We start from the raw sequence: 16,440 nt of genomic DNA, 5'->3' as shown, positions 1-16,440 counted from the left end.
GAGAGCCATTGGTGAGGGCTATTGTATCATACCAACACTGCGCTCAATAAAGGCTTGTAGCGCTTCGCCACTGAGTTGGCCTTGGGAAAGCAACGCCAAGTCATAGGCTTGTTTGATCCATTGTTGTTGTTGGGCTTCGTCGGTAGCGGCCAAAATACTTTGGTTTAGCGGGTGATTACCATTGATTGCCACCTGATATGCTGGTGGCATTTGGCCCATCATTCCCCCCATACCCTGTGCGGCAGCCATTTCTTGCATACGGCGCATAAACTCGGGTAGGGTGATGACTACCGGCAGTTCATCAGTGGGCATGGCCTCTACGCTGATTTTGAGCTGCTTATTGTTGAGCACCTTGGCATACAGCTCCTGAAGTTTGGTACTTTCAGCCTCTGAGAGGACGCTTTCGAGCTTAGTATCCTGCTCTATGAGCTTATCGACGGTATCAGCATCGACACGCTTGAGGCTGGTTTTCTCAAGTTTGCCTTCCAAAGCGCTCACAAAGTGGTTGTCTATAAAAGCATCGTTGAGCAACAACACATCGTAGCCCTTGCGCTTGGCCGAGGCGATATAGGTACTTTGTTTGCCAGCATCACTACTGTAGAGCCAAACCAACTGCTCGTTTTTGTCGGTTTGGGTGGCTTGAACGTGCTCGCGGTATTCGTCAAGGGTGAATAGTTTCTCTTCTGTGTTGCGCACAAGCGTAAAGTTTTTGGCCTTGTCAAAAAACTTCTCCTCTGTAATGATACCATACTTGACAAACAACCCGATGCTTTGCCACTTTTCTTCAAAAGCCTTGCGGTCTTCTCTAAACAGCTCAGAGAGCTTGTCGGCTACCTTGCGGGTGATGTAGTTGTTGATTTTTTTGACGTTACTGTCAGCCTGTAGGTAGCTGCGCGACACATTGAGCGGAATATCGGGAGAGTCGATGATGCCGTGCATCAGCTGCAAAAACTCAGGCACGATGTCTTTTACCTCATCTGTGATAAAGACTTGGCGCGAGTAAAGCTGAATTTTCTCACGGTTGAGGTCTAGGTTGCTCTTGATTTTGGGGAAATACAAGATGCCCGTCAGGTTGAAGGGATAATCAACATTGAGGTGTATCCAGAACAACGGCTCCTCGCTGAAGGGATAAAGTTCCTTATAAAAATTGAGATAGTCTTCGTCTTTGAGATCTGTGGGTGTTTTGGTCCAGAGGGGGGCAGTATTGTTGATTTGCTCTTCTTCGAAATAAAGCGGGATAGGTAGGAACTTACCATATTTCTGTAAGATACTCTTGAGCTTGTATTGGTCTAAGAATTCCTGTGCATCTTCGGCAATGTGTAGAATTACATCTGTGCCACGTTCTGCTTTGACGGCGGGGCTGATTTCGAAACTCGTGCTGCCATCACATTCCCATTGAGCGGCTTCGGTTCCCTCTTGGTATGATTGGGTAACAATGCGTACTTTTTCGGCCACCATAAACGCAGAGTAGAAGCCCAAGCCAAAATGTCCGATGATTTGACCGGCTTCGGTCTTGCCCTGATACTTTTCTACAAACTCTGTTGCACCCGAAAACGCTACCTGATTGATGTATTTCTTAATCTCCTCGGCGGTCATCCCAAGGCCATTGTCGCTGATGGTGATGGTTTTGGCTTCGGCATTGAGGCTTACGCGTACTTTCAGCTCCCCTAGCTCCCCTTTATACTCTCCCAAAGAGGCCAAGCCTTTGAGCTTCTGAGTAGCATCCATTGCGTTGGAGACTAGTTCGCGCAAGAAGATTTCTTGGTCAGAGTAGAGAAACTTCTTGATGATGGGAAAAATGTTTTCGGTATTGACGGAGATAGTGCCTTTCTCTTGCATAGTCTTCAAGTGTTTGAGGGTAAAAATATGGGTCTTTGGCTATGCTCTTATTACCAAAAGGCATTCCATTAAGCAGAAAACTGCCAATTTGACAGTTTTTGAATGCATACCAATAGGTTTCCAAAATACATATCAGGTATCAAGGGGGAGTTGGGCTTGTTATAAGGGCAACAAGCTTAGCGGATGAGGGTTACTTTGCCAAATTTTTGCAGCGTTTGCCCCGGGAAAAAAGCACTTTTATAAGTGGCTTTCCAGGTATACAACCCTGCTTGCGCATTTTGTCCCAGATAGGTACCGTCCCAAGTTTGGTTGAGATCATTGGTACTAAACACAGTTTCGCCCCAGCGGTTGACAATACTCAGGCGTAGGTCGGAGATGCCTTCACCAAAAAACTCCAGTACATCATTGAGGCCGTCGCCGTTGGGGGTAAAGGCCGTCGGCACTTGTAGGTCAGTTTCACAAAGGGCTACCAACTGAATTTGAGTGGTATCGGTACAGCCGTTGTTGCCTGTGAGTACCAGCTGATACAAGCCCGGCTCGCGTACAGCCAATTGGCTGCCATTAAGGGTACTGCTATCGGGGCGTATCCAGAGCGCACTCACGGACAATCCTTGTACCGGAGCTGGGCTAAAGGTGAATACCTCGTTGCGTTCGGGGCAGATATAGGCAATGCGTTGGTTTTGGCGGGTCAGGCTGGGGATAGACGGGGTGCTTTCGATACGGGCCTCGGGTCTTTGGCCAAACTGTACGACAAAGGGGGTTGTACTGCTACAAGCGCCTATGGTTACCGTTACGCTATAATTGCCCGGCTGGCCGACGGTAATGCTGCGTGTAGTTTCGCCAGTAGACCACCGGTAGCTGTCGAATTCTCCTGCATCAATGACGGCAGGCTGGTTATTACACAAGCTGACAGGGCTTTGGATTTGTGTGGCAGGGTTGGCTACCACTACCTCGGTGCTGACGGTGTCCACACAACCGGCGCTATTGGTCTGAATGAGCCGTATGGTATAGCTTCCGGCGGCATAGGTTTTATTGACATTGACCAATGACTGCGGGGCGGTGTTTTGGGTCAGGCGAGTACCATCACCAAAATCCCAATCCCAACGAACGATATTGCGCCCACGCCCGGCGAGGGTGGTGCTGATTTGGGGGCAGGCCTGACCTACGCTGATGCCAGCCTGTTGTGTGCTGAAGCTGGTGCCTCCTAGCGTCAAAAAACCGTCCGAAGGGCCCGTACCGCTTAGGTAAGCGTGAAAATTAGCGTTAGCCTCCAATACAAAAGCCGTATCGCTGAGCGCTAGGCTGATACGGGCAAAGGCATAGTCGTTGGAAGGGGCAAAGGCGGTCAAGTTGGGGTTGATGACCTGTCCGTTGAGCAAAACAATGGGTGGGGGCAGGTTTACGCCCCTACGATCAAACACTAGGGTTACGAAGCGTTCTGTGAGGCTGTTTTGCGGAAGGGCTGCAAAAAAAGCATTGCGTGTGCCTGTAAGGGCGTGGTTGAGTGGCTGCATTGCCGGAGCACCATCGCCGCTGAGGTTACAATCATTGCTTTGGAGCAATAACGTAACCGAAGCAGGCACACTGCTCGACACACACACGCCTTTGCGGTAGCGTCTTTCGGCAGCTTGCCCACGGTTTAGGCTAAAGGTCTCAGTGCTATCCACCAAAAAGACTGTGTTGTCTTCGGCTGCCACAAATTTGAGTGTATACTCTGCATCGGCTGCGGGCAAAGGTGGCGCAAAATAACGATTGCCCCAAAGGGGCGCAGGGAGCATTTGGGCAAAAAGATGGCTGCGCTGCAAGCAGGCTGCTGGGACAGATGTCGTTCCTACGCCGCTAAAAACAGCCAAGGGCTTACACGATTCTACAATACTACCGCTGAGGTCATTGCTGCCATCGCCTTGAAGGCGAAGCGCCTGCCCACGGTTGAGCGTAAGGCGGAGGGTATCATTGACTGCCCTGCCGCTACTGGTGATGGTCTTGGGCGTAATGATGACCTCACTGGCATCTTCTAGGGCGACAATCACCGCTTCTGATACGCCCGCTCCTGTACCCGTATGACTTACGAGATAGTACTCTGCCGTCTGCCCCAAGGCTTCTAGCGGCAACACAGCAGCCTGATCGCCGCTGTTGCCCGAAGTATTGCCTGCAAATACCGTAATGGGCGCAGAGGCACTGACCAAAATACCAAGGTTTTCGACTATTTCGCTATTGCTTGACAAGACTTGCGCCGCATCAAGGGTGAGTATGCGTTGGCTGTTGGCCGGAATACTCAATGTTTGAGGAGCAAACCCCGCGTTGGCAGGCATCTCTACTTGCACCATTGCCGGCTGGGCGCCGGTGGCAATACTGAGCTGGAGCTGTACGGTAGGGCTGTCGTTGTTTAAAAAAGCTACCCAAAACTCCTGCCCTGCCAAGCCCTGGGCGGCGCTATTCAGGGGCAACCATAGCCCACCAAGTAAAAGCCAGAGAGGTAATACAAAATAGCCCGGCACTGTCGGTATATTTTTTTTCATAGCCCGTAACATCAAGCTGAATGATTAGTATAATGGCTCAGAGCCACAAAAAACAATGATAAAACAAGGCTCAGTAGGCGTTTTTCTTGTCTTTACCGATGTTTTCTTTTTTCTCCACAGGGATGTTGCCACCTACTTGGCGTACTTGCTGTTCTACCACATCAAGGCGGTACAGGATAGAAGTCATAGAGCCGCGAGAGCTTTCCACACCCTTATAAAAGTGCTCTAAGTTTTTGATAGACTCCTTGGTTTCGGCCTGATAGCTTTGCAGCTGTTGTTCTACAGCCTTGAGGCGCTCATCAATATAAACAAACGCCTGCTCATCCTTGGCATATACCTTGGCTTGGGTCTCTGCAAGAGACTGTTTGAGAGCAGCAAATTCCTTAGGAGAGACGCAGGCTGTGGCCAGCAAACAGATACCAACAACTGCCAAATTTTTGAGCGTGTGCATATTACTGATGTTTGATGATGTAAATCAGGCTAGAAGTATTGCCTTTTTGTCGCCATCCGACCCAATTAGACCACAACCCAATGAAAAAAGCCATCAGGGGTCGTGTACGTCCGCCTTGGTAGCGGGTGCTGAGCAAACTGATATAGAACGCATCGAGCCACATTGGTTTTTGAGCTACAATTTGCAGGCCGTGTTTTTGGAGCAGAGTTTGCATTTGGGCGGGTTCAAAATGGTATAGATGTCGTGGTACATCGTAGGCAGCCCAGCTAGCGCCAAACCAGCGGGCATCAAAAGAACTGGCATTGGGTACTGCCACAATCAGACTTCCTTCCTTGTCTAATAACTGTTTTAGGCGCTCAAGAGTTGCGTCAAGGGAGTGAATATGTTCGAGTACGTGCCAAAGCGTAATGATTTGATAACGTTTGTCTTGCAGACAAGGGTCAAACACATCTACAAAGACCGGCGTTTGGCAGCTACGCCGCAGTGCCTGTTGGCGGGCTTGTGGGTCGGGTTCGGTTGCGGCTGCGTTCCAGCCTTTGTGTAGGCAGGTATGCAAAAAATAGCCTGTGCCAGTACCCACATCGAGCAAGGTTTTTTGCCCTTGGGCATATTTAGCTGCTAGGCGTTCTTTCTGGCGCAAGGCATAACGCCGCGCCACATGGTATACCCGATTGAGCAGCCCCTTGCGGGTATCGCTATGGGAGATATAGGCCTCTCCTTGGTAATAAGAGGAAATTTGGGCCTCATTGGGGCGAGGGTTGGTAAATTTGAACCCACACTGTTGGCATCGTACAATATGAAAATACTCTTGGCTTACGGTGTGGTCACGGCAAGGCAAGAAAGCATCATATTGGGGATGTTGGCAAACAGGGCAGGCTTTGACATATTCGAGCGTAGCGGCAGTCATCGCACAAGCATTCTTTAGGTGTTGAAAAGTGCTTCAAAGTTAGCGCAAATATACAGGCGCAACAAAATGTATACGGGTTTTTATGGGTTGAAGTTGAATGATTTTACTAGACATCGGGCTGTTAGGACTGCATAAAAAAAGCTCTGTACTAGGGCTTTCATCATTCCCCAGGCCAATGTTGTTTGGGGACAATACAAAAGCACTGCCCTAGCAGTTGGCAAACAAACCAATCACTAGGGCAATGTATGACCATCATTTCAGGTCTTAAAACCAAGCAGCCTTATTGCTTGATACGCGGGGTAATCCCCATATTGTAGAAAACAAAAGCCCAAGTGTCGGCCCACTCATCTAAGATTTTAGAGGTAGGCTTGCCTGCTCCATGTCCGGCTTTGGCATCAATACGAATCAGCACAGGGTTTGCGCCTTTATGAGCCTCTTGGAGGGTAGCGGCAAACTTAAAGGAGTGTGCCGGCACTACACGGTCATCGTGGTCGGCAGTTTTGATAAGCGTCGCCGGATACTGTACTCCGGGTTTGAGGTTGTGTAGGGGTGAGTAGCGGTAGAGGTTGGCAAATTCTTCTTTGCTACGCTCACTAGAGCCGTACTCTACTACCCAAGCCCAGCCAATGGTAAACTTATGGAAGCGCAACATATCCAGTACACCTACGGCAGGTAGCGCTACTTTGAAGAGGTCGGGGCGCTGGGTCATACAAGCCCCTACCAATAGGCCGCCATTGGAGCCACCCGCAATGGCTAGGTGCTGAGACGAAGTGTACTTCTTGCTGATGAGGTATTCGCCTGCGGCAATAAAGTCGTCAAACACATTTTGTTTGTTGAGCAACATCCCTCCTTTGTGCCATTCCTCACCATATTCAGCACCACCGCGTAGGTTGGCCAAGGCATATATGCCGCCGCTTTCGAGGAAGGGAATCAAGGCTGTGTTGAACGAAGGTGTGAGGCTGATGTTAAACCCTCCGTAGCCATAGAGGTAGGTAGGGTTCTGACCATTGCGCTTTAGCCCTTTTTTGTGGACGATGAAGAGGTGTACCGGTGTGCCATCCTTGCTTTTGTAGAAGGTCTCGGTAGTCTCATAGTCTTCGGGGTTGAAGTCGAGTTTGGTTTGGCGGTACAGTGTAGAGACATTGCGCTCGATATCGTAGCGGTAGATGGTCGGCGGGTAGGTAAAAGATGTAAAGGTATAAAACACCTCTTTGTCTTCCTGACGGCCACCAAAACCACCGGCAGTACCAATGGCCGGCAACTTGACCTCATGTAGCTTTTGGCCTTTTTCGTCAAAAACGACTACCTGAGTGCTGGCATCTTTGAGGTAGCTGGCAATCAGACGGCCACCTACATGCGATACGCCATCAAGCACCTGTGCTGTTTCGGGGATGATGGTCTCCCAAGCGTCGGCAGAGGTTTTGCTCAGGTCAGTAGCCACCAAGCGGTATTTGGGCGCTTTGTAGTTGGTCAGCAGCAGGATTTTGTCGCCAATAGTGCCTACAATACCTGTTTCGGTGTTGAATCCGCTGACGAGGGTCGTCCACTCTTGTTGCTCTTGAGAGCCTTTGGAGAGGTCTTTGACATAAATTTCGCGGCCAGAGGTGCCTTCAGAGGCATAGATAAACAAGAATCGTTCGTCTTCAGACACTCCAGCACCAAAGTTGCGCAAAGGCTTGTCGCGATTTTCGAAGATAAGCTGGTCTTCGCTTTGCGCTTCCCCTAAGCGGTGATAGTATACTTTGTGGTATTCGTTTTTGGCTTCGAGCAGTTTGCCTTCGGCGGGAGCATCATAGCGGCTGTAGAAAAAGCCGTCTTTGTACCAAGAGATACCCGAGAACTTGCTCCACTGGATGTGGTCGGCGAGTTTCTTGCCTGTCTGAGTGTCGATGATATAAACTTCGCGCCAGTCGGAGCCACCCTTAGACACACTGTAAGCAAAGTAGCGGTTGTCTTTGGAGAACGAAGTGCCTCCCAACGACGAAGTACCGTCGGTAGAGAGCTTGTTGGGGTCAAAAAATACTTCAGGCGTACCGTTATCGCCTTTTTGACGATAGAGCACCGACTGGTTTTGGAGGCCATCATTTTTGTAGAAATAAAGGTACTCACCACGGCGATAAGGAGCAGAATAGCGCTCATAGTTCCAGACTTGCTCTAGGCGGTCGCGTAGCGCTTGGCGGAAAGGAATCTGTTCTAAGTATCCGAAAGTAACCTCATTTTGAGCCGTTACCCAATCGGCTACGGCGCTAGAGTCTGAGACTTCGAGCCAGCGGTAGGGGTCGGCTACGATAGTGCCGAAATAGTCGTCTTTTTGGTCTACCTTGGCTGTTTTGGGGTAGTTCAGCGGAGTAGTTTGTTGAGCCATAAGCGTTCCGAAAATGCCCGTACCCCAAAGCATACAGGCCAAAAGGGTGTATTTTTTCATTGTACTGTTTAATAAGGTAAGAAAGGGAGCCGCCGCAAGAAGCAGGGCAAACAAAGATACACATTTTCCTGTAGCTTAGTACTTTGGGCGGCTTTATGGCCACAGACAGCAAGTAGCTATAGACAGAAATAGCCTAATACAAAGTCCAATTGCCTTTGAGATAATAGCGGTACAGTATGGGGTTGTGTATAGCATTGATACCGATTTTCTCTTCTGGCGACACAAAAAAGCTGGTTTTTCCAAAGGAGGTGATAAGCTGTACTCCCTCTTGGTTAATCCAACGTGTCGGAACGGCATCCATCGGTAAGCTGCGAAGACGTTGTTTGACTTGTTCTGGGGTGATAGCCTCATTTTTGACCCCTAGAACCCATCCCCATTCACCAAAAGTAATGATTTGATTGTGCATACGGACAGCCTGAAAGCCCGCATCGCTGAGTGTCTGATAAATGCACTCAAAAGCCTTGGTGGCAAAATAGGGGCTGCCTGCTTGTGTAATCATCACACCATTAGGACGCAGATAGCGGTAACACATCTGATACATCTCACGGGTATAGAGCCGGTTGATTTCTACGCTGTTAGGGTCTGGCAAGTCGCTGATAATCACATCATAATATGCCTGATTATCAGCCATAAACTTAAAAGCATCTTGTGTAACAATATGCACCCGTGGGTCGAAAAAAGAGCTGTCATTCACGGAGAGCAGGACGGGCTGTGTCTTGGCCAAATTGGTCATCAGGGGGTCTAGGTCTACCAAAGTGATTTTTTCTACAGAAGGATATTTGAGCAACTCCCTGACTGCGCAGCCATCACCTCCGCCCAAGACTAAAATCTCGCGTGCTTGGCCAAAAAGCTGCATAGCTGGGTGTACCAAAGGCTCGTGATACATCGCTTCGTCAATCGTACAAAATTGTTGTTTGCCGTTGAGGTAAAGCCAATAGTCGTTTTGCCATTGTGTGATGACTATTTTTTGGTATTTGGATTGTGCCGCAAATACCACCTTGTCCTTGTATTTTTGTTGTTCGGCAAACTGGATAATCGGGTCAGTAAAGATAGCTCCTGCCAACAAAGATACCCCCGTCAAGAAGGCCGCCACGGTCAGAGTCCGTTGGTATTGTGGAACAACCAAGTTTTTCAGCCGCCAGAAGAGCAAGATTGCTACGCCAAAGTTAACTCCTCCCAACACAAAAGGGGTATAGGTCAAGCCTAGGTAGGGCAAGCCTACAAAGGCAAAAAATACCCCTCCCAACAGGCTGCCGTAATAGTCTTTTTCCATCACAGAGGCAATATTGAGCCTTAGGTCTTGGTATGCCTCATTCAAACGCGTAACCAAGGGAATTTCCAGCCCTATCAATAGCCCTATCAACATACACAGGCCATAGATAAAAAAGCCTCCATAAGTAGTATATCCGGCAGCGATATACACAATCATCGCTGAAAAAGATACCAAGATAGAAAGTAAGAACTCGATTCCGATGAATATTTCTAGCAGATAACCTTTGAACCAGCTTGTGATACGGCTGCCCAAACCCATCGAAAACAGCATCAAGGACACAATCATCGTCCACTGGAATACAGAGTCTCCCAAAAAATAACTCGCCAAGGTAGACAGGATATATTCTGCTACAATGCCGGATAGGCCGGTGGCAAAAAGAGCCACTTTCAGGATAAGGGATTTGCGCTTGCGGGTGAGGGTTTCGACAGTCATAGGTATTGTAATAATAAGGGAAGGCAAAAGTAATCAATTCCTTTTGATTCCTCTCCAAAGAACCCAACACACAAACGGCAGCAGTCAGTGGGTAGAAAAAATCCCCTAGTTATTTTTTGATAATCAGGGGATTGTTCAGGTTTGTTGTCAGCGTTCTATTGATAGTTATTTGCCTCAGACTAGCGTCTTGGCCTTGGCTACGACCTTGTCTAAGCCACCAAGGTCTTTCCCCCCGGCAGTGGCGAAGAAGGGTTGGCCGCCGCCGCCGCCTTGAATTTCCTTGGCCAATTCTTTGACCAAGTTTCCGGCATGCAAGCCTTTTTCTTTGACTAGGTTGTCGGCAATCATTACGGCTACTTGTGGCTTGCCATCGATATCTGCTGCCAATACAGCAAACAGGTTATCGACCTTGGCCTTGAGGTCAAAAGCCAGTTGTTTGAGTGCGTCGGCAGAGGGCAGGGCTACTTTTTGTGCCAAAAACTGAATATCACCCTTGGCTTCTATTTGTTCGAGCAAGCTTTGTTTGAGCCCTTGTACCTGTGCCAAGGCCAGTTGCTCTACTTGCTTTTGCAGGCGTTTGTTATCGTCTATAAGGTCGGCAACTGCTTTTTGCAAATCTTTTGGATTTTTGAGCAAGGCCTTCAGTGCATCGAGTAGTTCGGTTTGGGCTTGTAGGTGTGCTTCAGCTGTATCGGCGGTGATGGCCTCTATGCGTCGTACTCCGGCAGAAGAGGAGCTTTCGGCTACAATCTTGAAAAAGCCTATCTGCCCGGTGTGGGTCACGTGTGTGCCTCCGCAAAGTTCGCGTGAAAACGCCTCATCGAAGGTAATCACCCGTACAAAGTCTCCGTATTTCTCCCCAAACAAGGCCGTGGCTTTTAGCTCTTCTACGGCTGTTTGGATGGGTACATTGCGGCGCTCTTCGAGCGGGATATTGGCCCTGATTTTTTGGTTGACTATCTGCTCAATGCGGGCAAGCTCTTCGTCGCTGATTTTGGCAAAATGCGAAAAGTCGAAGCGCAAAGCCTTTTCATTGACCAGCTGTCCTCTCTGGGCTACGTGCGTACCCAATACCTCACGTAGGGCAGAGTGCATGAGGTGAGTAGCGGAGTGGTTGGCCGTAATCAGGCGACGGCGCTCCACATCGACCTTGGCAATGCCGCTATTACCTTTGTTGGCCAATAGCTGGGGCAAATCTTCACGCTCGGTGAGGTGGATGATGAGGTCGTTCTCTTTCTTGGTATCTACAATCTGGATGGCCGTCTGTGCATCGAGCATCAACACGCCGCTGTCGCCCACTTGGCCACCCGACTCTGCATAGAAAGGTGTTTGGTCAAAGACCAACTGATACAGTGTCCGCTTCTTTTCAGTAACCTTGCGGTAGCGCAGTACATTGGTTGGGCACTCCAGCAAGTCATACCCTACGAAGTTGACGGCATCGCTGGTTTGTAGCGCCACCCAATCGTCTGTTTCTTTGCTTTGAGCATTGCGGGCGCGGTCTTTTTGGGCTTGCATGGCTGTTTCAAAGCCTGCTTCATCAATGCTGAAGTTATTTTCCTTGGCAATCAAGGCTGTCAAATCTGCAGGAAAGCCAAAGGTATCATATAGTTTGAAGACTGCCTCACCGGCTAACTGGCCTTGGGCAGGTGTTTGTTGCATCACTTCGTCGAGCAGGCTGAGGCCGTTTTCGAGGGTGCGCAAAAAGCCTTGTTCTTCTTCTCGTACTACATTGGTGATAAACTCCTGTTGTGCGCTGACTTCGGGGAAAACTTCGGCAAACTGCTCGGCCAAAAGGGCTACCAAGCCACACATAAACGGCTCTCGGAAACCTAAGTATGAGTAACCATAGCGTACAGCGCGGCGCAAGATACGGTGGATAACATACCCGGCTTTATTGTTAGAAGGCAACTGCCCGTCGGCAATGGCAAAAGTTACGGCGCGAATATGGTCAGCAACGACACGGAGTGCCACATCTGTTTTGTGGTCTTGGCCATACCGTACCTGTGCCTGTTGGGCGATGTGTTGGATAAGCGGCTGAAAAACGTCCGTATCATAGTTAGAAGTCTTGCCCTGAATGGCCATACAGAGGCGCTCAAACCCCATGCCGGTATCTACGTGCTGGGCGGGCAAGGTGCGTAAGGACTTATCAGCCATCCGCTCAAATTGCATAAATACATTGTTCCAAATTTCGATAACCAGTGGATTATCTTGATTGACAAGGTCCCGCCCGGGCTTTTGAGCGCGTTCGCTATCGGGGCGCAAGTCGATATGAATTTCGGAGCAAGGGCCGCAAGGGCCTGTTTCGCCCATTTCCCAGAAGTTGTCTTTTTTGTTGCCAAAGAGGATGCGTTCTTCGGGCAAGTATTTTTTCCAAAGCGCTAGGGCTTCGGTATCAGGGGCTAGATTTTCGGCAGGGTCGCCCTCAAAAACAGTGGCGTAGAGGCGGTCTTTGGGTAGTTGGTACACCTCTGTAAGCAGCTCCCAAGACCAGGCGATGGCTTCGGCCTTGAAGTAGTCGCCAAACGACCAGTTGCCCAACATCTCAAACATGGTATGGTGGTAGGTATCGTGGCCTACGTCTTCGAGGTCGTTGTGTTTGCCCGTTACACGCAAACATTTTTGGGTGTCGGCGATGCGTGGTGCGGGCGGCTGTGCATTGCCCAAGAAAAAATCTTTGAACTGCGCCATCCCGGAGTTGGTAAACATCAGGGTGGGGTCGTTCTTCAAAACCATAGGTGCAGAGGGCACTACGAGGTGCTCCTTGCTTCGGAAAAAGTCTAAAAACTTTTGGCGGATTTCGTGGGAAGTCATCATAAATGGGCTGGCCATCAGGCCGTAGGGTCAAAAAAGGTGTTTTGATTTGCCGAAGGGCAAATTTAGTACATTTCACCCAAGCAGCCAAGCGGCTGGTAAATGGTACAGTTCGACATCAACATCAAACCTCCTGTGTGTAACACCCATTTGTGAGAATGTCACACTACTAGACATTGTCAGAAAAGCAGCTCGGAGCTGGAACTCCAAGATAGATGGAGCCCTTATTTGAGCACAAAATAAGACTTAGCCCATAGGTTTTTATGCCCAATCAAAATTGGCGCTCCTGTGATTTTGGCGCTCAAGTCCTCGAAAATCTTCTTAGCAACCGGAAGAGCCTCAAAATTGGTATGGGAAATGTATCCGCTGAAAACCCTTGAGAATCAAGAAAATCAAACCCTATGAATCTTGGTATAATTTGCGCCTGATTCAACAGGTTTTCTAATCACACACACATAAGTGCTTCCGAAAAATCCACAACAGGGATGCGTCTTTGCCCATACTTTACGCATAAATGTATGCTGAGCGCTCGGAGGGCAAAATAAGCACAACAACGACGAGAGCCAAAAATGTCTAGTGGGCTATATGGCATATTTGGAATCAAAGTAAAAATGTGAAATATTTGTGGAGTCGAGCTTTTTCAGAAAGCACAAAAGTGCCTGTAGGCTCTTGTATTAACCCTGTTATGGATATTATGACCAAGCCCACCCCTCCATCAATAGAAGACAAACCCCCTTTTTTTCGTACTTGGTCACAGCTCTATTGGGCCGTGGTGATTCAGTTGTTAGCCGTCGTTTTGGGGCTATATTGGTTTGCTAAGCTATACCGATGAGCGGGCTAGATTGGGTTGTGATGGGCTTGGTTTCGAGCCTAATCATTGGTTATGGTTATTGGAAAAGCAGTCGCAGTAGCACAAGCCTAGAGCGCTATACACGCGGCGATAGTGATTTACCTTGGTATACCATCAGCTTGTCAGTGATAGCCACACAGGCCAGTGCGGTTACGTTTTTGTCTGTACCGGGGCAGGCCTATACTGATGGGATGCGCTTTGTGATGTTTTATTTGGGTTTGCCCTTGGCGATGATTTTTGTGTCGGCAGTGATGATTCCTTTTTACTACCGCCAAAAGGTATATACTGCATACGAATTTTTAGAAACCTATTTCGATACCAAGGTTCGGGTATTGACAGCCTGCCTTTTTTTGTTGCAACGAAGCTTGGCCGCAGCCATCAGCATTGCGGCTCCGGCCATTGTGTTGTCTGTGATTTTGGATTGGCCTGTGTGGCTCATCAATATTTGCATTGGGCTTATTGTTACGTTCTACACAGTGAGCGGTGGCTCTAAGGCTGTCAGCCAAACGCAAAAACTACAGATGATTACCATTTTGTCGGGGATGCTCATTGCCGGGATATTGGTGATATGGCACCTGCCCAAGGAGCTTTCTTTTGGAGAAGCGATGCACATCGCCGGCAAGTCGGGCAAGCTCAACACCATGGATTTTTCTTTTAGCTGGGATGATCGCTACAACCTTTGGTCGGGGCTGATAGGGGGATTTTTCTTGCAGATGGCCTATTTCGGGACTGACCAGTCGCAGGTAGGGCGCTATCTTGGGGGAAAATCTCTGAGCCAAATTCGCTTGGGTTTGCTTTTCAATGGGGTATTTAAGATTCCGATGCAGTTTGGTATCCTCTTCATTGGGGCGATGTTGTTTGTGTTCTACCAATTTGTGCAACCACCAGTGTTTTTCAACCCCTCGTCTCTTCAGCGTTTAGAGGCGCAGGGCTATCAGGCGGAGCTGGCCGAGATAACATCTGCCCACGAAGCAGCCTTTGCTCGCAAAAAGACGAGTGTCCAACAGCTGGTAGAGGCGCTACGTACTCAAGACGACCAACAAGTAGACCAAGCCCGCCTACAGATGCAAGCGGCTGAGGGAGATTTGCAGGCCATCCGTGGGCAACTGACGACCCTAATCAAGCAAAGCAGCCCCACAGCCAACACCAATGATGCGAATTATATATTCCTGACTTTCGTAACCCAGTACCTCCCGGCAGGTTTGGTAGGGCTTTTGATTACAGCCATCTTGTTTGCCTCTATGTCTACTACGGCCTCAGAATTGAGCGCCCTGAGCACTACCGCCGTGTGGGATGTATACAAAAAGTCGATTTACCCCAATGGCAGCGAACACCACTATCTCAATGCCTCCAAGCTGATGGTAGGCTTTTGGGGCCTGATGGCGGTCTTGTTTGCCCAATTGGCCACCCAGCTCGGCACGCTCATAGAGGCGGTCAATTTCTTGGGCTCTATTTTTTATGGGACTGTTTTAGGTGTATTTTTGTTGGCTTTTATTACAGCTCAATTCAAAGCACTGCGCCCCAAAGCGACAGCCGTCTTCTGGTCCGCCCTGATGACCCAAATCTGGGTTGCTTGGGTCGCTTATTTGGGCCAGGTCGCTTTCTTGTGGCTCAATATGTTGGGCTGCCTCTGTGTGATGGTATTGGCCTATTTATTGTCTATAGCCCTCGAAATGATTCCCAAAAAGCAAGTCTAACCCGCCTGCTTACTTATGTTGTGTTTTTCCTCTCATCATTGTCCGAATTGCGTATGAAACTCATCGAAGTAACCGACACCAAAACCGCGCAGGATTTTCTGAAACTGCCCAAAAAAATGTATGCTCAAGACCCTAATTGGGTGCAGCCCTTAGATGCGGATATAATGGCAGTGTTTGATCCCGCCAAGAATCCTAAATTCCAACACGGAGAATGTATCCGCTGGCTATTGGTCAATGAGAAAGAGGAACTGATTGGGCGGGTAGCGGCTTTTGTGGATTACAAAATTGCCAATATCGAAAAACAGCCTACCGGCGGAATGGGCTTTTTTGAATGTATCAACGATCAGAAGGCTGCTTTTATGCTCTTCGATGCCTGTAAGCAGTGGTTACAGGCACGGGGGATGGAAGCCATGGATGGCCCCGTAAACTTTGGTCAGCGCAATAATTGGTGGGGGCTTTTGGTCGATGGTTTTCTGCCGCCGGTTTATAACTCCAATTATCACCACCCCTACTATCGGGCGCTTTTTGAAGCCTATGGCTTCCAAGACTATTTCCAGCAATATACCTACCGCATAGAAGTGAAGGGAGAGGAGCAGCTCGATGAAAACTTTCGCGCACGCGCCAAGCGTATCTTAGACGCACCGGCCTACCGCATAGAACATATCCAGAAGAAACACATCGATAAGTATGTAGAAGACTTCCGCGCCGTTTATAACCAAAGTTGGGGCAAACACGAAGGGGTAACCGAATTGAGTACTGCCGACACCCAAAAATTGTTAAAAGAGCTAAAACCCGTCATCGACGACCGCCTAATCTGGTTTGCCTATTACAACGACAGCCCGGTTGCGTTTATGGTGATGATTCCTGAGCTAAACGAATTGTTCAAGCACGTCAATGGAAAGCTCAACCTGATTGGCAAGCTGAAGTTTGGCTATGGTCTATGGACTGGCCAATGCAAAACCGCGCTAGGGATTGTCATCGGGGTGTTGCCTCGGTTCCAAGGTAGGGGCGTAGAAAGTGCCATGATTCAGAAGTTTTCCAAATTTGCTTTTGATCCCAAATTTCCATACAAAACCCTGATTTTCAACTGGACAGGCGACTTCTTGCCCGCTATGATGCGGGTGTATGAGAGCTTGGGAGCCGAAATTTCTCGTACTCACATCACCTACCGCAAGTTGTTTGATGAAAATGCGGTGTTTGAGCGGCATCCAAAAATCAAGTAAGCCCCCTATTTGG

9 protein-coding genes are annotated in these 16,440 nt (G+C 48.9%); 2 read left to right on the top strand and 7 right to left on the bottom strand.

Annotation, left to right across the window (positions count from 1 at the left end):
• Positions 1–18: 18 nt before the first annotated feature.
• The 7 genes from htpG to alaS form a co-directional block, all read right to left on the bottom strand.
• A complete protein-coding gene (htpG, locus tag G499_RS0116605) occupies positions 19–1,839 on the bottom strand; it encodes a molecular chaperone HtpG (RefSeq protein ID WP_035727938.1) in 1,821 nt (606 codons plus the stop codon).
• A 176-nt stretch (positions 1,840–2,015) separates the two neighbouring features.
• A complete protein-coding gene (locus G499_RS0116600) occupies positions 2,016–4,358 on the bottom strand; it encodes a T9SS type B sorting domain-containing protein (RefSeq protein WP_027000867.1) in 2,343 nt (780 codons plus the stop codon).
• A gap of 70 nt (positions 4,359–4,428) precedes the next feature.
• A complete protein-coding gene (locus tag G499_RS0116595) occupies positions 4,429–4,809 on the bottom strand; it encodes a hypothetical protein (protein ID WP_027000866.1) in 381 nt (126 codons plus the stop codon).
• Between the two features lies 1 nt (position 4,810).
• Positions 4,811–5,716: a class I SAM-dependent methyltransferase gene (locus tag G499_RS0116590; protein ID WP_027000865.1), complete on the bottom strand. Its 906-nt coding sequence runs from the start codon at positions 5,714–5,716 to the stop codon at positions 4,811–4,813.
• A gap of 280 nt (positions 5,717–5,996) precedes the next feature.
• Positions 5,997–8,141, bottom strand: coding sequence for a prolyl oligopeptidase family serine peptidase (locus tag G499_RS0116585; protein WP_027000864.1), 2,145 nt, complete (start codon positions 8,139–8,141; stop codon positions 5,997–5,999).
• 133 nt (positions 8,142–8,274) lie between these two features.
• On the bottom strand, positions 8,275–9,846 hold the full coding sequence (locus G499_RS0116580) for a polyamine aminopropyltransferase (protein WP_027000863.1): 1,572 nt from the start codon (positions 9,844–9,846) through the stop codon (positions 8,275–8,277).
• 174 nt (positions 9,847–10,020) lie between these two features.
• On the bottom strand, positions 10,021–12,657 hold the full coding sequence (gene alaS, locus G499_RS0116575; protein ID WP_027000862.1) for an alanine--tRNA ligase: 2,637 nt from the start codon (positions 12,655–12,657) through the stop codon (positions 10,021–10,023).
• Positions 12,658–13,485: 828 nt separating this feature from the next.
• Between alaS and G499_RS0116560 the strand changes: the two genes are divergently transcribed.
• Both G499_RS0116560 and G499_RS0116555 read left to right on the top strand, forming a co-directional pair.
• Positions 13,486–15,204 (top strand): sodium:solute symporter family protein, encoded by a 1,719-nt coding sequence (locus G499_RS0116560; protein WP_027000861.1) that lies wholly within the window; start codon positions 13,486–13,488, stop codon positions 15,202–15,204.
• Positions 15,205–15,257: 53 nt separating this feature from the next.
• Positions 15,258–16,427 (top strand): N-acetyltransferase, encoded by a 1,170-nt coding sequence (locus G499_RS0116555; protein WP_027000860.1) that lies wholly within the window; start codon positions 15,258–15,260, stop codon positions 16,425–16,427.
• Positions 16,428–16,440: the final 13 nt, after the last annotated feature.

Origin of the sequence: Eisenibacter elegans DSM 3317, assembly GCF_000430505.1 — a bacterium.
GTDB classification, from domain to species: domain Bacteria; phylum Bacteroidota; class Bacteroidia; order Cytophagales; family Microscillaceae; genus Eisenibacter; species Eisenibacter elegans.
Note: the sequence above shows the minus strand (reverse complement) of the source record. Positions and strands in the feature narration are given on the sequence as shown.

Coding starts and splice junctions, on each gene's coding strand:
- htpG (WP_035727938.1), bottom strand. CDS start 1,839: ATGCAAGAGAAAGGCACTATCTCCGTCAATACCGAAAACATTTTTCCC.
- G499_RS0116600 (WP_027000867.1), bottom strand. CDS start 4,358: ATGAAAAAAAATATACCGACAGTGCCGGGCTATTTTGTATTACCTCTC.
- G499_RS0116595 (WP_027000866.1), bottom strand. CDS start 4,809: ATGCACACGCTCAAAAATTTGGCAGTTGTTGGTATCTGTTTGCTGGCC.
- G499_RS0116590 (WP_027000865.1), bottom strand. CDS start 5,716: ATGACTGCCGCTACGCTCGAATATGTCAAAGCCTGCCCTGTTTGCCAA.
- G499_RS0116585 (WP_027000864.1), bottom strand. CDS start 8,141: ATGAAAAAATACACCCTTTTGGCCTGTATGCTTTGGGGTACGGGCATT.
- G499_RS0116580 (WP_027000863.1), bottom strand. CDS start 9,846: ATGACTGTCGAAACCCTCACCCGCAAGCGCAAATCCCTTATCCTGAAA.
- alaS (WP_027000862.1), bottom strand. CDS start 12,657: ATGACTTCCCACGAAATCCGCCAAAAGTTTTTAGACTTTTTCCGAAGC.
- G499_RS0116560 (WP_027000861.1), top strand. CDS start 13,486: ATGAGCGGGCTAGATTGGGTTGTGATGGGCTTGGTTTCGAGCCTAATC.
- G499_RS0116555 (WP_027000860.1), top strand. CDS start 15,258: ATGAAACTCATCGAAGTAACCGACACCAAAACCGCGCAGGATTTTCTG.